Below are 19,382 nucleotides of genomic sequence, written 5' to 3'. Positions count from 1 at the left end.
GGTTTCGGTTTCATGCTGCGCCTCTCGTTGGTCCAAGCCCGACCAAGGCGCTTTGAACGGAACCCCTCAACCCAACTGCAGTCCGCAGACCGTCGGAGCGCGGGATTATTCCTGGTCCGGGCCGAAGGGGTGGAAGCATGCGACCGAGTGACCGGGATTGCCGCTCAACTTCGGAACCTCTGCCCGACATCGCTCGGTCGCGCGGGGGCAGCGGGCTGCGAAGGCGCAGCCTTCGGGCGGGTTGAGCGGATCCGGCAATTCCGTCTCTCGGCCCTCCGGCGCCGTCAGGGCGCGACCGACGACCGGGGCGCTGTCGGCGAGCAGCCGCGTATAGGGATGACGCGGCGCCCGGAATACATCCTCCGCCCGTCCAAGCTCGACCACCGACCCGAAATACAGCACGGCGATGCGGTTGGAGACGGCCTCGACCACGGCAAGGTCATGGGAAATGAACAGATAGGTCAGGCCAAGCCGTGCCTTCAGATCGGCCAGCAGGTTGAGCACCTGCGCCTGCACCGAGACATCCAGGGCCGAGACCGGTTCATCCAGGATCAGGATGCGCGCCTCGGCGGCCAGGGCGCGGGCGATCCCGATGCGCTGCGCCTGACCGCCGGAAAACTCATGCGGGTAACGGTCCAGGAACTCGTGCCGCAGCGAGACCAGATCGAAGATTTCGGCAATCCGTGCGGCCCGCTGTCCCTTGTCCATGCCATGCAGCAGCTTGAGGGGCGCCTCCATGATCTGCCGGATGGTCTTGCGCGGGTTAAGTGAACTGATCGGGTCCTGAAAGACGTATTGGATGCGTTTGCCGAATTCCGCCGGATCGGCCTTGTCCAGCGCCGACCCCTCGATTTCAATTCTGCCCGTGCTCGGCTCCAGCAACCCCACAAGCATCCGCGCCAATGTGGATTTCCCGCAGCCGGATTCGCCCACGATGCCCAGGGTTTCGCCCGTGGCGACATCAAGGGTCAGGGGGTGCACCGCGCGCACGCCGGGGCGTTCGGGGCCAAAGAGCGTTCGGCCCAACGGGAAGGTCTTGGACAGCGCCTCAAGACGCAGGGCCGGGGTCATTGCGCCGCCTCCCTCTGATCGACGGGATAGAGGCAGCGCACGGCGCGGGCGTTATCGGCGTCAAAGGCAATGTCGCCCTGCGTGCAGTCGGGCCGCGCACGGTCGCAGCGGGGGGCGAAGGCGCACCCTTCGGGCAGGCGATCCACGGCAGGCGGCAGGCCGGGGATGGCCTCCAGCCTGCGCCGTCCGCCGCCAAGTTCCGGCACGCAGGCCATCAGCCGCGCGGTGTAGGGGTGGCGCGGCGCATCGAGGATCGCGCGTGTCGGTCCCTGCTCGACGATGCGGCCCGCATACATCACGGCCACCCGGTCGCAAAGCTGACCCACGACACCGAAATCATGGGTGATGAAGATGATCGCCAGCCCGCGTTCACGCCGCAGATCGTCCAGCAGCGACAGGATCTGCGCCTGCACGGTCACGTCGAGCGCGGTGGTGGGTTCATCCGCGATGATCACCTCGGGGTCATTGGCCAGGGCCATGGCGATGCCCACGCGCTGGCGCATCCCGCCCGACATCTCGTGCGGGTAGTCGTTCACGCGCGCCGGGGCGTTGGGGATGCGGACCGCTTCCAGCAATTCGATGGCTTTCCTGCGCCCCTCCTCGCGGCTGATGGAGCGGTGGCTCGAAATCGCTTCGATCAACTGGTCGCCGACGCGGTAGAGCGGGTGCAGCGTGGCCTGGGGATCCTGGAAGATATAGGCGACCTTGCGCCCGCGCAGGCTGCGCAGCGTGGCATAGGGCGCGCCGACCAGATCCTCGCCGTCGAGCCAGACGGAGCCGTTGGTGATCAGACCCGGCGGCGAGGCCACTAGCCCCATGACCGAGAGGGCGGTCACCGATTTTCCCGACCCGCTTTCGCCGATGATGCCAAGGCATTCACCGGGCTTGACGGCCAGGGATACGCCGCCGACGGCCCGGTAGACCCGATCCTTGACGTGGAACTGCGTTTGCAATTCGCTCAGCGCCAGGATGCCCTCCTGTGTCTGCGGTGCGGGCGTGCGATCCCGCGCGACCAGCGTGGCGGGCAGCGGGCGGTTCAGCGCGCCGGATTTCAACCTCGGGTCCAGGGCATCCCGCACCCCGTCGCCCAGAAGGTTGATCGCCATCACGATGACCAGGATCATCATGCCCGGCACGATCGAAGTATGCGGGTTGGTGATCAGGGCCGAGCGCGCCTCGCCCAACATCGAGCCAAGATCGGCGACGGGCGGCTGCGAGCCGAGCCCCAGGAAGCTCAGGCCCGCCGTTTCCAGGATCATCCAGCCGATGGTGGTGGACATGGCGACAACAATGACCGGGATCACATTGGGCAGGATCTCGGTCAGGATGATGCGCGCATCCGACATGCCCGAAAGACGGGCCGCATCGACAAATTCCTTATGCGCGATACTGACGGTGATGCCGCGAATGTTGCGGGCGAAGAAGGGGATGTTGACGGCGGCCACGGCAATCAGCGCATTGACCAGGCCCGGCCCGAGCGCCGCGACAATGGCCAGCGCCAGCAGGATGTAGGGAAACGCCATCAGCATGTCGACGCCGCGCATGATGATGTTGTCGGTGCGGCCGCCATAGTAGCCCGCGATGATGCCGATGGCCGCGCCAAGCGTGGCGGCGACCAGGGCGGCGGCAAAGCCCACGGCAAGCGACAGGCGGGTGCCCCACATCAGCCGTGACAGCAGATCCCGGCCAAGATGATCGGTGCCGAGAGGCGCGCCCTCGGAAAAGGGCCTGACAAAGCGGTTCGAGGTGTCGGTGATGTTGGGCTCCGCCAGCGGCAGGAGCGGGGTCAGAAGCGCCAGCAGGATCACGACCGCCATCACGATCAGACCGCCGAGGGCCAGCCTGTTGCGGGCAATGAGCGCGAGAAAGCTCATGTCTTGATCCTCGGGTCGAGGAGGGATTGCGCGACATCCACGACGATATTGAAGAAGACGTAGCAGGCCGCGACGATGACCACGCCCCCCTGGACCAGCAAAAGGTCGCGCCGCAGGATCGCGTCGACCAGCATCCGGCCAATGCCGGGCCATTGAAAGACGACCTCGATATAGACCGCGCCCGAGAGGACGAAGCCCGCCTGAATACCAAGGACGGGGATGATCGAGACCATCGCGGCGCGCAGCGCGTGACGCCAGACCACGCCGCGTTCCGAGACACCCTTGGCGCGCGCCGTGCGGATGAAATCCTGGCGCAGCACCTCCAGCATGGCAGAGCGGGCCAGCCGCGCGATGACCCCGGTTGCCACCACCGAAAGGGCGAAGGCGGGCATCGCGAGATGGTCAAGCAGGGCCCAGATGTCGCGGGTGCCGTAGATCGGCCACATCCCCGAGGCCGGGAACCAGCGCAGGTTCACCGCGAAGATCAGGATCATCATCATGCCCAGGAAAAACGAGGGGATCGAGATGCCAAGCAGGACGACGAAGGTGATGGCCTTATCCGCGAAACCATATTGGTTGGCCGCCGAAACCGTCCCCGCGATGATGCCCAGAATCGAGCAGATCACAAAGCTGGTGCCGGCCAGGACAAGCGTCGCGTTGAAGCGTTCCAGCACCTCGTCCAGCACCGGACGGTTGAGCGCGAAGCTGCGCCCGAAATCGCCCTGCAACATGTTGCCAAGCCAGATAAAGTATTGCTGTATCAAGGGCTTGTCGAGGCCCAGATCCTCGTTCAGCGCAGCCACGTTATCGGGTGTGGCGAAGCTGCCGAGGATGGCCAGGGCCGGGTCGCCGGGGATCAGGGCCATGATCGCGAACACGATCACCGAGATGCCCAGAAGCACCGGAATGGCCGAGAGCAGGCGGCGGAGGATGTAACGGCCCATGGCGGGTTTCTCCGGCGGTCAGGGGCGGAAAACAAGGGGGGTGCCCCCCATGCACCGGGGCGTACACCCCCCGTACATCCCCCGTGCAGACAAATCGCGCCGCGGCGCGGGGACAGGAAGATCCCCCGCCGCGGTGCCGACGCCAGGTTAGTCCTTCACCACGTCCTGCAGCAACAGGAAGAAGGACGGCTCAAGCGAGAAGCCCTCGACCGCATCCGAGGTCACGGCGTTCTGCACCCAGTTGGCCACGAAGACCCAGGGCGCGTCCTCCTGCACGATCACCTGCATCTCGCGGTAAAGCTCGGCGCGGCGGTCCTGATCGGTGGCGCTGCGGGCCTCTTCCAGCAGCGCGTCGACCTCGGGGTTGGAATAGTAGCCCGAGTTGAAGCCGCCCTCTTCAGGCCAGGCACCGGTGCGCAGCGCGAGATAGGGCAGCGTGTCGGGATCGTTGGTCATCCACGCCATTTCGGCCATGTCTGCCTCGCCCTCAAGACCGGGGTTCACGCGGCCCAGGAAGGTGTTCCATTCGTAGGTTTCGATCGTGACGTCAAAGCCCACGGCCTCCAGGTCGGCCTGGATGGCGGTGCCCATGGCGACAGGGTCGAGCATGCCGGAGCCGCCTTCGGTGACGTAGAAGGTCACTTCCGGGTTCTCCACGCCCGCCTCGGCCAGCAATTCGCGGGCGCGGTCGGGGTCGTAGGGATAGGGCTCAAGCTCCTCGTTATAGGCCCAGGCGAAGGCGGGCGGTGTCGGGCCGGCGGCCACGGCGGCGGTGCCTTCCAGCACCTCCTCGACCAGGGCGGTCTTGTTCACCGCGTAATTCGCGGCCTGGCGCACCAGCTGGCTGGTGAACGGGCCTTCGCGCATGTTGAGGATCAGGAACCAGACATGCGGTCCGGCCTGTTCGACAATTGTGAACTCGTCGCCCTGAAACTCGGACAGCGCCACCGGGGGCACCTCGACCATCATGTCGATGCCACCCGAGAGCATTTCGGCCACGCGGGTGTTCGCGTCGGTGATCGGGCGGAACACCACGGCCTGAAGCGCGGGCGCGCCATCCCAGTAATCGGGGTTGGCCTCGATCACGACAGCCTCGTTGGAGCGCCATTCCGCGAAGGTGAACGCGCCGGTGCCGGACGGGTTGCGGCCGAACTCGGACCCGTGCTCCATCACCGCCGCAGGCGAGACGATCAGGCCGGTGGGATAGGCGAGGTTCGACAGGAACGGCGCGTAGGGTTCGCTCAGCGTGAACCGGACGGTCATATCGTCCACGGCCTCGACCGTGTCGATGGACGAGAAGAAGAACGACAGCGGGAAGGGGCCGGTGTCGGAATAGGGGTGGTCCTCGTCAAGCATCCGCTCGAAATTGAACACCACGGCCTCCGCGTCGAAGGGGCTGCCATCGTGGAAGCTGACCCCGTCACGCAAGTTGAACGTATAGACGGTGCCGTCCTCGGAAATATCCCAAGATGTCGCCAGGGCCGGTTCGACCTCCAGCGTGCCAGAGGCATAGCGCACCAGCCCGTCATAGATATTCATCAGGATGCGGAAATCGTTGACGGCGGTCACGGCATGGGGGTCGAGCGCTTGCGGTTCGGCCACCTGGCCCACCACCAGAACGCCCGGCGGCGTTTGCGCCGCGACAGGGGTCAATGCGGCAAGCCCAAGCGCGATGGCCGCACCACCGGCCAGCACAAGGCGCCGCGTCAGGTTCAGAAGTCTCATGATATCTCACCTCTCCTATGGTCTTTCTCAGCGGTGCCCATCGTTACGCCGCATTTATAATGATAAATTGCATAACGCCAAATTATCATGATAAATGCAAGAGGGTTGAGCCGGAGGATGGCGAATGACGATCTCGGTCCTTGCGATTGATGAAAAAACAGGCTGGATCGGCGGGGCTGCCGCCACCGGAAGCTTGTGCGTGGGCGGCTGGGTTCTGCGCGGGCACGCTGATTCGGGCATGTCGGCAAGCCAGGGCACGGCCCCCTCGACCCTGTGGGGCGAAGACGTTCTGGCGCGGATGTCCGCCGGGGCGGCGGCAGCGGTCGATGCGGTCACATCGCCCGATACGGGCCGCGCGCATCGGCAGTTGGCGGCCCTCGATCCGCAGGGCGGCACGGCGGCGTTTACGGGCGCCGAAAGCGTCGTCTATGCCGGATCGGCCGAGGCACCGGGCGTCGTGGTCGCGGGCAACATGCTGACCGGGCCCGAAGTGATCACCGCAGCGCTTGCGGCCTGTCAGCAAGCTGACGGGCCGCTGCCGAAACGGTTGCTGGCGGCGCTGGACGCGGCGGCGGCGGCGGGCGGGGATGCCCGTGGGCTGGCCTCGGCGGCGCTGCTGGTCGTCGGGCGCGATTTCGCGCCCCTGTCGCTGCGGATCGACCACTCGATGCAGCCCCTCGCAGCCTTGGCCGATCTCTACCGGCTGAGCCAAAGCGACCCCTATCATGGCTGGACAGAAGTGGTGCCGGTGCTGGACGATCCATATCGCGCGCCGTCCCCGGCGGATGTGCCCGACATGCCCCAGCCGATGGTCAAGGCGGCCCCCGGCGCAGGCCGGTAGCGGGCAACCTCATTCCTCGATAAAGCGGCGCAGCACCTGTGCCTCCTGCGCCTGCATCAGGTCCTCGGCGGTCTCCATATGCGCGCGCATGATGGCGCGGGCATCCTCGGCGTTTCCGTTCCGCAGCGCCGCAATCAGGTCGGTCTGGTAGGCCAGCCCCTTGTCGTAAAGCTCACGGTTGGGCGGATCGTAGAGACGGCGATAGACCGTAAGATCGGTCAGGATGCGGCCCATGAAGCTGACCACGAAGGCGAGCAGCGCATTCGAGGAGAAATTGGCCAGTTTGCGGTGAAAGGCAAGCGAGGCGACATGCTGGTCGCGTTCCTCTTCCGCGGATCGGGCGGGTTCGGGGTAGCGGGCGACGACCTCCTCCAGCTCGGCAAGTTGGTCGCCGGTCAGCCGACCGGCCAGCGAGGCCGCGAGTTCCGGCTCCAGCACGCGGCGAAGCTGGTAGATGTCGGCGACCGAGAGATCCTTGAAATAGAAGTAATTGGCAAGCAGCGCCTTGGCCCGATCCGCCGTCACCTCGCCCACGAAGGATCCGCCGCCCGGGCCGGTGCGGGTTTCGATCAGGCCCTGCGCTTCAAGGATGCGCATCGCCTCGCGGATGGTGCCCTTGGACATGCTGAACTGCGCCATCATCGCGGTTTCGCTTGGAAGGCGGTCGCCCTTCTTCATGTTGCGCTCAACGACCCAGTCCTTGATGGCGTCGGCCACGCGAACCGGGCGCGACCGGCGATTTCTCCGCTGGACGCCATTGGGTGGCCGGTCCGTATAGGGCAGAAAAGTCGGTTCGTTCATGGTCGATCTGGCCCATTGGCTGCTGCGGGTGTTCCCCGGTCAGTCTGCTGATGCGCGGTCCAACTTGCAACGGCAATGGGTGGCGACCTGTCTCGGCGCCGCCACTGCCGCTGTTGCCACGGGGGGCCGCGGGCGCTGACCATGGTGCCGCGCCGATCCACTTCGGCCTCTTGCGGCGCATCAAGAAAGCTGATGGTAACACAAGATCAATTCGTTTGCCTGAACTTGCCGCAACCGGGATACTCGCCCCCGAAACGGGGGGGCGTCCATTGCATATCGGGGTGATCGGAACGGGGATCGTGGGCGTTGCCACGGCTGCCTGGCTGCAACGCGACGGGCAATCCGTGAGTTTCATCGACCCGAACGACGCGGGCTCGCAGACCTCCTTCGGCAATGCAGGTTCGATCTCGCCCAGTGCAGTGCTGCCGGTGGGGATGCCGGGGATGTGGAAACGGGTGCCGAAATGGCTGACCGATCCCGAGGGGCCGTTGGTCATCCGCACCCATTACCTGCCGCGCGTCCTGCCCTGGCTGATGCGCTTTCTGCGCCATATGTCCGAGGCCGAGGTGACAAGGATCGCGGGCGCGATGCGCGGGCTGCTGGCGCCCACCTTCGATTGCTACACGCCGCTTTTGCAGCGCGCGGGCGCGACGGGGCTGATGCGCAGGGATGGCTGTCTCTATGTCTACAGCTCGCGCGCGGCGGCGGAACGCTGGCGCTTCGGCACACAACTTCGCCGCGACCTCGGCGTCGAGATGCGCCCCGTCGAGGGCGAGGAATTGTTCGAGCTTGAACCCGCCCTGCGCGGCCGCTTCGGATTTGGCCAGTTCGCGCCGGAAAACGGCTCCACCATTGATCCGCAGGCACTGGTGCAGGCGATCTATGCGCAGGCGATCGAGGACGGGGCGGCGCATCTGCGCGCGCGGGCCACCGGGTTCGACCTCGCCGATGGCCAGGTGCGCCGGATCACCCTGGATCAGGGCGATCCGCTTGCGGTTGACGGGGTGGTCATCGCCGCCGGGGCATGGTCGGGGAAGCTGGCGCGCAAACTGGGCGCGCGCGTGCCGCTGGAAAGCCAGCGCGGCTATCACGTCACCATCCCCGATCCCGGCGTGACGCTGAACCGCAACGTGATGGCGGTGGAACAGAACATCATGGTCAACCCGATGCGGATGGGGCTGCGGCTGGCCGGAACGGTGGAGTTCGCGGGCCTCAACGCGGCCCCCAATCCGGGCAGGGCCGAGGCGCTGATCGCGGTCGGGCGCAAGGTGTTCGGTGCGTTGAAGACCGAAACCTACACCACTTGGATGGGGCACCGCCCCTGCATGCCGGATTCCATGCCGGTGATCGACCGCGCCCCGCATGCCGAGAACGCCTGGTTCGGCTTCGGTCACGGCCATGTCGGCATGTGCGGCGGCTCGACCACGGGGCGCGAGATTGCCCATATGGTCGCGGGCCGCGCGGCGCAGGTCGATCTGCACCCGTTCAGGGCAGACAGGTTCGGGCTGTTCTGACACAAGGGGCAGGCAACCGGCATTGGGGGAAACATGCACACGCGGATCTTCACGGGCCACGATCTTGCCGCCTCCATCCTGGACACGCTCAACCCCCGGCCCGGCGATGGCCTTTGCGTGTTGGCCGATCCGACCGCGTCTGGCGCGATGGCCTTTGCCGACCGCATCCTGACCCTTGCGCAACGGATCGGCCTTCCGGTCGAGATCACCGATTATCCCAAGTCCGCGCAGGCGGAGGCAACGCTCATCAAGGCCCATGACCGGCCTATCCTGCCGCTTCTGCCGACCCCCGCGGGCTTTGACATGCGCCGCTTTCTGGACAAGCTCGGGCCGCGCCGCGATGTCGAGGGGCTGCACCCCGAGAACGCGGGCCGCCTTGCCCTCGGGCGGCCTGATATTACCCCGCCCACGGCGGAGGCCGCAACGCTGGTGGCCGCGCATCTGGCCGGATCGCTGCAAGGCGCGGTGGTGTCGGTGATCGGGGCCTCGGCCTCGGTCGGGCGGCCCCTGGCGCTGTCGCTTCTGGCGCAGGGCGCGACCGTGCGGGTGGCACAGGAGACGGTGAAGGACCTGCCCGCCGAGACCCGTGACGCCGATATTGTCTGCGCCGCCGCCGGGGCGCCAGGGCTGGTCAAGCGCGACCACCTGCGCAAGGGTGCCATCGCGATTGACATTGGCGTCACACGCGCCGGCGACCGGCTGATCGGCGATATCGACCCTGACGCCGCGCGGGGGCATGTCGCCTGGTTGACCGCCGTGCCGGACGGTGTCGGCCCCGTCACCGCCGCCTGCCTGCTGCGCAACGTGCTTCGGCTTGGCCGCTGACCGCCGCCCCCCCGCGTTTGTCGAATCGGCGAAAAGCGACTAGTGTTTCGAAAATCGAAAACAGGGAGGGAAGACGATGATCAAGACCATAGTGGCGGCCAGTGCCGTCCTTGCCGTAACCGCAGGGCTGGCAGCCGCGCAGGAGGAGGTGCGCCCGAACGTCTTCTTCGCCGGTGAGCTGGAGGAACCCGGCAGCGACCGCGCCCTGATGCAGGGCCTCATCCTCGACCTGATGACGGCCTGGGCCGATTGCAACGCCGAGGCGATGCAGGCGTCGGTGTCGCAGGACGTGTTCTTTGCCTACCCGACCACCAGTTACACCGGGCTTGAACCGATGCTGGCCGATCTCGATGCCTTCTGCGGCATGGCGACGGACGTATCCTTCTACCTGCCCGCCGACGCCTTCTATATCGACACGGTCACGGGAAGGATCGCCGCCGAAGTGCAGTTCCGCGCCTTCCAGCGCGGCAATTACCAGGTCGTCAACGATGTCTGGATCGCCACCGTCGAGGGCGGCGAGATCACCATCATCAAGGAATATCTCGACGGTCGTGTGAAAGACCTCCAGGCGTTGGAGATCCTGGAGAGGGATGAAAGCCCCGAGATGCTGACGCCCTAGCCCGCCCGCACCGAGGAATGGGAGGCGTGCTTCCCCATCGTGCGCGCCGCGCCGATCAACACCTGTCCGCCGTCTGAATAGGCGGGCAAGTTGGCGGCGGTCACGGGGCCGCCGCCAGAACCTCCACCTCGACCAGGAACTCGGGCCGGGTAAAGCCCGAGACGATGACCAGCGTGGACGCGGGCAGCCGGGTGACACCCGCCAGCCACGCATCCCGCGCGTCCATGTAGCCCTGCATATGCTCTCGCGCGGTGACAAAGGCGTTGATGCGGATCGCATCAGTGGGGGTCATCCCGGCCTCGCCCAGGATCGCGGTGCAGGCGGCAAAGCACAGATCGGCCTGCGCGCGGGCGCCCTCGGGCACCGTCCCGTCAGCGGCCAGCCCAAGCTGACCCGAGGTGGCAACCAGCCGGTGACCGGCGGGCACCTCGACCCCGTGGGCGTAGCGCGCGAAGGGCGGGGCGATGGTGTCGGGGTGCAACATGCGCATGGGTCAGTGTCCTTTCCGGGCGGCTGCTTCCGTGGCGGCAACGAGGTTCAGCAGCAGATGCGCCCGCGTCATCGCCCCGAGCGAGCCGTGACGCGGCGTCACGAACCCGGCCTTCGCGGCGACGTCATCGGCGATGTCCGAGACCATCTGACCGCCCACATGGCTGATGCCCACCCCCACCACGGCGGCGCCGGGACGGATCATCTCGGCGGTGACGAAATCCGGGATACCGACCGCCGAGATCACCACATCGGCGGAGGCGACCGCAGACAGATCGCCCGAGCGCGAATGCAGCAGGCACACATCCGCGTCGATCCCCTTGCGCGACAGCAGCATCGCCAGCGGCCGACCCACGATGGACCCGCGCCCGAGGATCACCACCTTGCGGCCCGCCAGCGGCACCTGCCTGGCCAGCAACAGATCGAGAATCCCCGCAGGCGTGCAGGGCAATACCCCGTCGCTGCCCCATAGCAGCCGCCCCAGATTGACGGGATGGAACCCGTCCACATCCTTGGCCGGATCGACGGCGGCGACAATCGCGTCACTGTCCAGGTGATCGGGCAGGGGCAGCTGGACAAGAAGACCGTGGCGCGCAGGGTCAGCGTTGAGCCGCGCGATGAGGGCCAGCAGATCGGCCTGGCCGGTCCCGGCGTCCAGCACCATGGCCTCTGACGCGATGCCCACCGCTTCGCAATCGGCGTGCTTGCGGGCCAGGTAAGCCTCGCTGGCCGGATGCGCGCCCACCAGAACGGTTGTCAGATGCGGCTGGACACCACGGCGGCGAAGCTCGGAAACCCTGGCCGCCACCTCGCGCAGGCGGCTGGCGGCCAGGTCTGCACTGTCAAGACTGACGGCGCACATATCGCGTCATTCAAGCCCGATGGTCGGGTCGATGAAGCGGTTCGTCACGACATCGCCCGGCTGCACATCCGGGTCGGCGCGCTCATCCAGGTTGGGCGACACGATCTCGTAGATCGCCTGCACCCGGTCCATGTCGAAATCGCCGATGGTGTCGTTGGGCCCGTTGCCGATGATCCCGGCCTCGCGCATGACGGCGGCGGCATTGGCGACCTCGTCCGCGGGCGTGTTCCACCAGCCGACGGCATAATCGCCCTCGTTGAAGGCGACGACGACCTCGTTCACCTCCTCGGGGTCGGTGATGTAATCGACGGCGGCCTGCTGCATGATCGGCACCAGCGCTTCGAGGCAGGGGGCAAGCTCCTCCATCCGGTCGCGGCTGACCGAGACCATGCCGGTATAGTTCGGATAGCCCAGGTCGTTGACCAGCACGTAATCCATCGGGCGGCCCCAGTTGTTGCCGTTCTCGAACTTGTAGACCTCGCTGGTGATGAAGCCCTGGTTCAGCCAGGTGCCGTTATTGACCACGAAGTTTTCCGCATCGCCGCGATAGCCCTCGACGAAGACGCTTTCGGGCACGCCCGCCTCGACAAGGTAGCGCCCGAATGTGCGGTTGATGGTCGAGACATAGATCATGCCCTGTTCGGATTCGGCGAAGGCGATCAGGTCCTCGACCGAACCGAAGCCGTCCGGGTATGTGCCCGCGTCCCAGATCAGCGCCTGCGGGGCCAGTTCGAGCGGGGTGAACACGCCCACGGCGGGGAAGCGCTCCGAGAAGATGAAGGCGTTGTCCAGCTCATGATAGGCCAGATGCGGCACCAGGCCCGCGCGGTTATTGCCCAGGAACAGCGCCGAATAGGCGGTTTCGCCATCGGCCAGGCCAATGCCGCCGCCCCCCTCAAGCACGACCAGTTCGATACCGGTAGAGCCGAGCGGCCCGCGATAGGCGCCCTGTTCCATCACCCCGCCCGAGCCGATCATTTGCAGGATCGGCCCGTGTTCGGCCTGCATCAGCCAGTCCTTCTGGATGATCAGCGGGTTGGGGCAGACCCCGCTCAGATCGGTGGTGTAGTTCGCCTCGGCAAACTCTCCGGCTCCGGCGGCCGTGGCCGATACGGCCAGCGCGCCAAGAACGCTTGTCAGATGTTTCGCAGTCATGGTCGTTTCCTCTCTGTTGGCGTTGTTTTGATCAGGTTCATACACGTCCGTGCCATTCCCCGAACAGCACGTTTCCGACAAACTGGAAGAACAAATAGACAGAGATCGACAGGGCCGAGGAGGCGATCAGCGCCGCGTACATCTCCTCGTACTTGAACTCGATCTTCGAGTTGATGAGCATCTGGCCAAGCCCGCCCGCGCCGGCCAGGAAGAACAGCTCGGACACGATGGCCCCAATGACGGCCAGCCCCGCCGAGATGCGCAGACCGGCGAAGAGGGCAGGCGCGGCGGAGGGAAAGCCCGCTTTCCACAGCGTCACCCACCAGCTTGCATTGGCGAGGCGGAAGAGGTCGATGACGCCCCGGTCGAGGCTTTTCAGGCCCAGAAGCAGCGTGGTGGGGATCGAAAAGAAGGTGAACAGCGCGACAATCAGAACCTTCGGCAGGAAGCCGAAGCCGAGCGCGGCCTGGATCAGCGGGATGATCGCCAGAATCGGGATGGATTGCAGCGCCACCAGATAGGGAAAGATCGCGCGTTCCATCACCGTCAGGCGGAACATGATGATGGCCAGGATGATGCCGATGGGGATCGAACAGGCCAGACCGGCGGCGGCGATCGACAGTGTCACCAGCGTGCGGGTGCCAAGCTCGGCCCAGACCTCGGGGCGGGAAAAGGCCATCTCCCACAGGCCCGAGGCGCTTGGCATCAGGAACAGGCGATGATCCGGCAGGCCCGAGCGGACCCAGGCGTAAAGACCAAGCAGCGCCAGCCCAAGCAGGATGGGCGGCAGCACGGTATAGACAAAGCGCAGCGCGGGTGGGGGGGGCGCGACATTGGGAACGGGCTTGTGCGCGCGAAGGGCGGCGGCGTCGGACATCAATCCTCTCCTGTGTCATGCATGGTGGCCTGAAGCGACTCGGATACCAGCGCGCAGCCCTCGGTAAAGGGCGCCTCAAAGCGCATCGCGTGGGTGCGCGGGCTTGGCAGGTTCACCTCGAATTCGGCATGGATGCGGCCCGGTCGCGCGCTCATCACCACGACGCGGTCGGACAGGTAGACCGCTTCCGGGATCGAATGGGTGATGAAAAAGCCGGTAAATCCCTTCTCGCGGTGCAGCGCCGACAGGTCTTCGATCAACCTCTCTCGGGTGATCTCATCGAGCGCGCCGAAAGGCTCGTCGAACAGGAACACCGTGGGGTCCAGCGTCAGCGACCGCGCCAATGACGCGCGCATCTTCATGCCGCCCGACAGGGCGCGCGGGAACCGATCCTCGAAACCTTTCAGCCCCACCGCCTCCATCTGCTCCAGCGCCTTGCGCCGCCGTTCGGACGCGCGCACGCCGCGCAGCTCCATCATCAGCTCGACATTCTGCAAGGTCTTGCGCCAGGGCAAGAGCGTCGCCTCCTGAAAGACAAAGGCCAGATGCTCGCGGTCGATGCGCACGGTGCCGCCGGTATGCTGCAACAGCCCCGAGGCGATGCGCGCCAGCGTGGATTTCCCGCAGCCCGACGGCCCGATGAACGAGACGAACTCCCCCTCGCGGATGGTCAGGGTGATGTCCTGCAACGCCTCGGTGCCGTCCGGGTAGGTCATCGACAGATTGTCGAACGCCACCGCCGTCGCGCGGTCGGCGCGCGTCGCGGGGTCATGCGCGATCTGGTGGACCCCGTATGCGGGCGCGGAACCGGTAGACGTCTGGTTCAACATCAGAACTTCCTCATGGATTTGCCGACCTTCTCGATGAACGCATCGACGTCTTGCCGGGGCAGGCGGTCGATATTGTAAAGCGCATGGTAGGACACCTTGACACGCGGATGACAGATGGCGCGCAGGAACCGGGTCGCGTTCTTGCGGGGCGGATCGCCCAGAACCGCGGCCCGCCAGCGCTTGGACCCGTAGGTCGTGACGGTCGCCAGTTTCCTGATATTGGTCAATCCCGGACCAAGCCGGTTTTTCTCGAACACGAAGGACACCTCGGGCAGGAAGACGCGGTCGATATACCCTTTCAGCATGGCGGGCCAACCGAAATTCCAGACCGGATGGCAGAAAACCAGCGCATCGGCGGCTTCCAGGCGCTCGACGTAAGGCTGCACCGGCGCGCGGTTGGTCGGAACATCATGGTAGAGGCTGCGCCCCTCGGCCGACAGCACCGGATCGAACCCGGCCTTGTAGAGGTCGAGATCGTCGACCTCGTGCCCCGCCTCGGTCAGGTTCTCGATGACGGTTTGATGCAGTGTCGCGGCCAGGCTGGTCTCAAGCGGATGGGCATAGATGACATGGACACGCATCGCTCAATCCTCACCCGCCGTCGCGCCGAAAAGATAGCTCCGCCCCGCCTCAGGCACCCAATCGGGGTTGTCCCAGGCGATCATCTTGCCGGGGTTGAGCAGCCCCTTGGGATCGGTCCGGCGCTTGAATTCCAGCTGCGCGGGGTCGGTCTCCTTCATACCGCCTTCCTCCAGCGTGACGCGGTGCGGGTTGAAGACGGTCAGGCCAAGCTCCTCCTCCAGGATGGTGACGATCCGCTCCAGCCGCGCCTCGTCGGTGTAGCGGACCAGGGGCAGGGCGACGGCGCGGACCTTTCCTTCGATGCGGGTGAACTCGATATGGATCATCACCTCGTCGGCGAAGCGGTTCTTGATCGCGGTGACCTGGCCGCTGACATCTTCGCCGAACATCATTTGCAGGTAGGTGATGGAGGGATCGACCTTGAGGGCGCGAAGCGTGGTGTGGTTCCAGCCGATCTCGTACAGCTCGGGAAACCGGCCCTCCTGCGCGCCGTCGCGGTAGCGTACGGTTCCGCCCATTTTTCCCACCAGCGCCTCGAACGCCGGCAGGGTCTGCGCCGAGACATAGACCGCCACCAGCGCCTCGCCGGGGTTGGTCAGCTTGCGGTGGCGCAGGAAATACGCCTCGGCGATGCCGGGCTCGAAAAGCGAGATCATGCGGTTCAGGATGTCCGGGTCGTCGCCGCAGGCAAACGCAAAGGCCAGCGCCGCCTGCGTATCGGGCAGCCCCACCAGAACCTCGCGCCACGCCGTCGCAGGGTCGATCGGCAGCTCCACTTCGGTGATCACGCCGTTGACGCCATAGGCATGGGCGGCCTTGTGAACATCGGCGCCGGTCAGCTCGATCACCTGCGGTTCGGCCTCCATGGTCAAGATGCGCAGGCGGTGGATATTGGCCGGGTTGCGCAAGCCGCCCCACCGGATCGCGCCCACCCCGCTGGATCCGCCCGCGATGAAGCCGCCGATGGTCGCGGTTGCCACGGTCGAGGGAAAGAGGCGGATCTCCTGCCCCGTCGCGCGCGCCTCGGTCTCGATCTCGGCAATGATCGCGCCGGGCCCGGCAATGACGCGCCCCGTGCCGATCTCGATCCGGTTCAGCCGTTCGGTCAGCAACACGCAGCCGCCCTTCAGCGGCATGGCCTGCCCGTAATTCCCGGTCCCCGCGCCGCGCACCGTCACCGGCACGTCAAAGCGGAAACAGGTGGCGAGGATGTCGCGCAGCTCAGCCTCGCTTTCGGGCGTGGCCAGAAAATCGGCCCGCACATCGGCCAGTTGCCGTTTCAGGATCGGGGAATACCGATAGAAATCCCGGCTCTTGCGCTCGATCGGACCGGCGGCGGTCTCGACCGCGATACCCTGCGCCGTCAGCGCGTCGATACAGTCCGGGATCCGCGCGGTCATGATGCGGCCTCCTTGCGGGGCAGGTCGCGCAGCGTGCTCTGCGCGCTCTCGCGGCCCCCGATCAGGATGGTCCGATCCTCGGGCCGGGTGGTCAGGATGCCGCTCCAGTTGCGGGCCGGTAGCAGGACCAGGTCGGCGGCAGCCCCGGCCCGGACACTGCCCGCCCCGCCGAGGCCGAGCATGTCGGCGGCCACATCGGTAACGGCGCGGAGCCAGCCGCCGAGATCGTCATCCAGATGCAGCGAATAGGCGGCGTCGGCGAAGAGGTTCAGCAAGTCGTAGCCGCCGAAGGGAAAGAAGGCGTCGCGCACATTGTCGGTGCCGAAGACGACCGGCACGCCGCGCGCGGCAAGCTCGTGGATCGGCGCCATGCCGCGCCGCGTGGGCGTGCGCCCCGCCTGACGGTCCTGAAGGTAGAGGTTGGTGCGCGGCAGTGACGCCACAGCGATGCCGGAGCGGGCGATCACATCCACCGCGCGGTCAAGCTCATCGGCACTCATCAGCCCGAGCCGGCAGGTATGGCCCGCCAGGACGCGACCGGCGAACCCGGTGCGCAACACCGCCTCGGCCAGCGCGACCGTGGCCGAGGGCACTGCGCGCAAATGCTCATCGACGTGGAAATCCACGTCCAGCCCGTGCCGTTCTGCCCCCGCCAGGAACGCATCCAGCAGGTCAGGGTCGGCCCCGTCCGGGCCAATGAACGCCCCCAATACGCCGCCCGCGCGCGCCACCTGCGCGCAGCGCGTGTCGAAATTTTCCGCCCTGGTTCGGTCAAGGGCCGCCAGCGCGACCGGTGTGATCTGCATTCGGCCCGCGAACGTCTCCGCCACTTCGGAAATCGCGCGCCAGCCCGGTTGCTCCTCGGGCAGGTCCATGCAGTCGATATGGGTCCGCATCGCGCCGACGCCTGCTGTCAGCGCCTCCTTGACCGCGCGGGACATCCGGGCCGCGTAATGCGCATCGTCCCAATCGCGCATCGCCGCGCCCATGGTTCCGATCGCGCCCATCAAGGTGCCGTCACCCGCGCCGGTCTCCGCGATCGTGTCGGATTTGTCGAGGTGGACATGCGGTTCAACGAGGCGCGGCAGCGCGGTCCAGCCCCCGGCGGGCACCTGCAACGCCTCCGCGATTTCGTCCGGCGCGCAGATGCGACCGGCGGCAACCCCCAGGCTGGTCCGCACGAGGCCCCCCTCCATCCCGCCAGTCATCGCGATACCGGGCAGGTCGCGCAGCAGCGCCTGCGGCACGGCGATGTCGTGCAGGATGTAGGGTTGCGGGGCCTGCGGAAGGGGCAGAGGCGCGCTCACGGGGCGCTCCAATCCGGCTGATGTGCTGCGATTTCATCGAACAGCGAGCCAAGCCGCGCGGCGGCGGTCTCGACAATGACCTTGCCCGCCTCGGCGCTGGCGGCGGCGGCATTGCCCGCGGCCCCCTCGGCATGCAGGTCGCGCGCGGTCCAGCCGGTCGAGACCGCGCCGAGGAACCGCAGATGCGCGTAGGTCTCGGCCATGGTCCGGTTGGTCGAGACGAAATCGCGGGCCTCTCCCATATCGACAAGATCGGGGTGCAGATGCAGCATCGCCGCCGTCTCCAGAAAGCCGCCGTGAATGTCGTCGATCCGCGCGCCCTCGGGGTGGTCGCCGATGCCAAGCGCCATCCAGCCAAGCGTCGAGGCGAAGAGGTCATGCCTGATCCGCGCGCGGCGCACGGCGGTGTGCAGCGCCGGGATATTGCCGCCATGGCCGTTGATGAAGACCAGTTTGGCGATGCCCGCCGACGCGACGCCCCGCGCTACGGCCATCAGCGCGGCGATCATCTGTTCCGTCTCAAGGGTCAGCGTTCCGGGCCAGTCGTGATGTTCCTCCGACACCCCGAGGGAGAGCGTCGGCATCAGGTAGACCCGCGCCGTTTGCGCCTGCGCCGCGCCGCGTTCGGCCAGCGCCTCGGCCAGCAGGTGGTCGGTGCCGAGCGGCAGGTGCGGCCCGTGCTGCTCCACCGCCCCCACAGGCACCACCGCGACCGCGTCGGGCGGGGCGGGGAAATCTGAACTGCGTAGGCGGGACCAGCGATACAGGCTCATGGAGTATTCGTTTATCGAAGTTTCATTCGCTATCAGCATCGCGCAGCTTGCCCGCCAAGGCAACCCGTCCCGCGCGCGGCGGCTCGAATGTCTTGCAAATGCGCAGGAAACGGGCAAAGGATCGGGCGAAATGACCAATTCCGCAACACCCCCCCCGCCCGAGGCAGGCCAGCGAATCGCCGAGGATTCCGAGATTTCGCTGACCTTTCGCAAGGGGATGCAGGTGATGCAGGCCTTCGACGGCAAGGACCGGTTGATGAGCCTCGCCGAGATCGCCCGCAAGGCCGGTCTGAACCCCGCCGTCACCCGCCGGTTGGTGCGCACGCTGTTGCAGAACGGAATGCTGATCGAGAAGGGCCAGCGCTACGAGATGACGGTCGGCGTGATGCGGCTGGCGCGCGGGTTTCTCGACGGTCACGGCATCGCGCAGGTGATCCAGCCGATCCTGCGCAAATCCGCCGCCAAGATCGGCGAGAACATCTCCTTTGCGCTCAGGGATGGGCCCGAGGCAATCTATGTCGCCCATGCCTATCTGCCCGGCCAGTTCACGCTGAACATGATCTCGGTCGGCACCCATGTGCCACTGGACCGCACCGCGACGGGCCACGCGATCCTGGCGCATCTGGACCCCGCCGACTGGCCCGAGGGCTGCGATGCCGACGCGCTTGCGCCCTCGCTGGACAGCACCCGCCAGCGCGGTTTCGCCTTTCTCGATTCCGGGCTGGTGACCGGCGTGACCTCGATTGCCGTGCCGGTCTTTTCCGCCGCGCGGCAGGTCACGGGGGCGATCTCGATGCTGTTTCCGACCGGGCGCTACACCCCTGACCAGACGCCGCAGCCGATCATCGACGAGATGCGCCAATGCGCCATCGACATCGGCACCACGCGCTGAT

19 protein-coding genes are annotated in these 19,382 nt (G+C 66.5%); 5 read left to right on the top strand and 14 right to left on the bottom strand.

Annotation, left to right across the window (positions count from 1 at the left end):
• Nucleotides 1-105: 105 nt before the first annotated feature.
• The 4 genes from HNS34_RS03755 to HNS34_RS03740 all read right to left on the bottom strand — a co-directional run bounded on the left by HNS34_RS03755 (nt 106) and on the right by HNS34_RS03740 (nt 5,614).
• Nucleotides 106-1,071, bottom strand: a complete 966-nt coding sequence (locus HNS34_RS03755; RefSeq protein WP_172318176.1) for an ABC transporter ATP-binding protein — start codon at nt 1,069-1,071, stop codon at nt 106-108.
• On the bottom strand, nt 1,068-2,945 hold the full coding sequence (locus HNS34_RS03750; protein ID WP_172318174.1) for a dipeptide/oligopeptide/nickel ABC transporter permease/ATP-binding protein: 1,878 nt from the start codon (nt 2,943-2,945) through the stop codon (nt 1,068-1,070). The genes HNS34_RS03755 and HNS34_RS03750 overlap by 4 nt, the downstream gene beginning before the upstream one ends.
• A complete protein-coding gene (locus HNS34_RS03745; RefSeq protein ID WP_172318172.1) occupies nt 2,942-3,889 on the bottom strand; it encodes an ABC transporter permease in 948 nt (315 codons plus the stop codon). Before HNS34_RS03745 ends, HNS34_RS03750 begins: the two co-directional genes overlap by 4 nt.
• 147 nt (nt 3,890-4,036) lie before the next feature.
• On the bottom strand, nt 4,037-5,614 hold the full coding sequence (locus tag HNS34_RS03740; RefSeq protein WP_172318170.1) for an ABC transporter substrate-binding protein: 1,578 nt from the start codon (nt 5,612-5,614) through the stop codon (nt 4,037-4,039).
• Between the two features lie 124 nt (nt 5,615-5,738).
• Here HNS34_RS03740 and HNS34_RS03735 point away from each other — a divergent pair, with 124 nt between their 5' ends.
• Complete coding sequence (locus HNS34_RS03735; RefSeq protein ID WP_172318168.1) at nt 5,739-6,455, top strand: DUF1028 domain-containing protein; 717 nt, start codon at nt 5,739-5,741, stop codon at nt 6,453-6,455.
• Nucleotides 6,456-6,464: 9 nt separating this feature from the next.
• Here the strand turns inward: HNS34_RS03735 and HNS34_RS03730 are convergent, their stop codons facing one another.
• Nucleotides 6,465-7,256: a FadR/GntR family transcriptional regulator gene (locus HNS34_RS03730; protein ID WP_172318166.1), complete on the bottom strand. Its 792-nt coding sequence runs from the start codon at nt 7,254-7,256 to the stop codon at nt 6,465-6,467.
• Between the two features lie 215 nt (nt 7,257-7,471).
• Here HNS34_RS03730 and HNS34_RS03725 point away from each other — a divergent pair, with 215 nt between their 5' ends.
• From HNS34_RS03725 to HNS34_RS03715, 3 genes are all read left to right on the top strand, one after another.
• Complete coding sequence (locus tag HNS34_RS03725) at nt 7,472-8,770, top strand: NAD(P)/FAD-dependent oxidoreductase (RefSeq protein ID WP_235952614.1); 1,299 nt, start codon at nt 7,472-7,474, stop codon at nt 8,768-8,770.
• Nucleotides 8,771-8,803: 33 nt separating this feature from the next.
• Nucleotides 8,804-9,595, top strand: coding sequence for a bifunctional 5,10-methylenetetrahydrofolate dehydrogenase/5,10-methenyltetrahydrofolate cyclohydrolase (locus tag HNS34_RS03720; RefSeq protein WP_172318164.1), 792 nt, complete (start codon nt 8,804-8,806; stop codon nt 9,593-9,595).
• A 76-nt stretch (nt 9,596-9,671) separates the two neighbouring features.
• A complete protein-coding gene (locus HNS34_RS03715) occupies nt 9,672-10,214 on the top strand; it encodes a nuclear transport factor 2 family protein (protein WP_235952613.1) in 543 nt (180 codons plus the stop codon).
• A gap of 100 nt (nt 10,215-10,314) precedes the next feature.
• On the opposite strand, the gene HNS34_RS03710 is transcribed toward HNS34_RS03715, so the two are convergent.
• The 9 genes from HNS34_RS03710 to HNS34_RS03670 are packed head-to-tail and all read right to left on the bottom strand — an operon-like array spanning nt 10,315 to nt 18,489.
• Nucleotides 10,315-10,704, bottom strand: coding sequence for a RidA family protein (locus tag HNS34_RS03710; protein ID WP_172318162.1), 390 nt, complete (start codon nt 10,702-10,704; stop codon nt 10,315-10,317).
• 3 nt (nt 10,705-10,707) lie between these two features.
• Nucleotides 10,708-11,565 carry a bifunctional 5,10-methylenetetrahydrofolate dehydrogenase/5,10-methenyltetrahydrofolate cyclohydrolase gene (locus tag HNS34_RS03705; RefSeq protein ID WP_172318160.1) on the bottom strand — a complete coding sequence of 286 codons (858 nt, stop codon included), beginning with the start codon at nt 11,563-11,565 and terminating at the stop codon, nt 10,708-10,710.
• Between the two features lie 6 nt (nt 11,566-11,571).
• Nucleotides 11,572-12,720, bottom strand: a complete 1,149-nt coding sequence (locus tag HNS34_RS03700) for a hypothetical protein (RefSeq protein WP_172318158.1) — start codon at nt 12,718-12,720, stop codon at nt 11,572-11,574.
• A gap of 37 nt (nt 12,721-12,757) precedes the next feature.
• Entirely contained in the window at nt 12,758-13,597 is an 840-nt protein-coding gene (locus HNS34_RS03695) for an ABC transporter permease (RefSeq protein WP_172318156.1), read from the bottom strand.
• A complete protein-coding gene (locus HNS34_RS03690) occupies nt 13,597-14,427 on the bottom strand; it encodes an ABC transporter ATP-binding protein (RefSeq protein ID WP_235952612.1) in 831 nt (276 codons plus the stop codon). Before HNS34_RS03690 ends, HNS34_RS03695 begins: the two co-directional genes overlap by 1 nt.
• Nucleotides 14,427-15,008 (bottom strand): NAD(P)H-dependent oxidoreductase, encoded by a 582-nt coding sequence (locus tag HNS34_RS03685; protein WP_172318154.1) that lies wholly within the window; start codon nt 15,006-15,008, stop codon nt 14,427-14,429. The genes HNS34_RS03690 and HNS34_RS03685 overlap by 1 nt, the downstream gene beginning before the upstream one ends.
• A gap of 3 nt (nt 15,009-15,011) precedes the next feature.
• Nucleotides 15,012-16,409 carry an FAD-binding oxidoreductase gene (locus HNS34_RS03680; protein WP_172318152.1) on the bottom strand — a complete coding sequence of 466 codons (1,398 nt, stop codon included), beginning with the start codon at nt 16,407-16,409 and terminating at the stop codon, nt 15,012-15,014.
• Nucleotides 16,406-17,716 carry an amidohydrolase family protein gene (locus HNS34_RS03675; protein ID WP_172318150.1) on the bottom strand — a complete coding sequence of 437 codons (1,311 nt, stop codon included), beginning with the start codon at nt 17,714-17,716 and terminating at the stop codon, nt 16,406-16,408. The genes HNS34_RS03680 and HNS34_RS03675 overlap by 4 nt, the downstream gene beginning before the upstream one ends.
• Nucleotides 17,713-18,489 (bottom strand): creatininase family protein, encoded by a 777-nt coding sequence (locus HNS34_RS03670; protein ID WP_172318148.1) that lies wholly within the window; start codon nt 18,487-18,489, stop codon nt 17,713-17,715. The genes HNS34_RS03675 and HNS34_RS03670 overlap by 4 nt, the downstream gene beginning before the upstream one ends.
• Nucleotides 18,490-18,619: 130 nt before the next feature.
• Between HNS34_RS03670 and HNS34_RS03665 the strand changes: the two genes are divergently transcribed.
• On the top strand, nt 18,620-19,381 hold the full coding sequence (locus HNS34_RS03665) for an IclR family transcriptional regulator (protein WP_172318146.1): 762 nt from the start codon (nt 18,620-18,622) through the stop codon (nt 19,379-19,381).
• The last annotated feature ends 1 nt before the right edge of the window (nt 19,382 follow it).

This window comes from Alterinioella nitratireducens (assembly GCF_013155465.1).
Classification (GTDB): domain Bacteria; phylum Pseudomonadota; class Alphaproteobacteria; order Rhodobacterales; family Rhodobacteraceae; genus Alterinioella; species Alterinioella nitratireducens.
The sequence above is the reverse complement of the archived record's forward strand: the minus strand, read 5'-3'. Positions and strand labels throughout refer to the sequence as shown.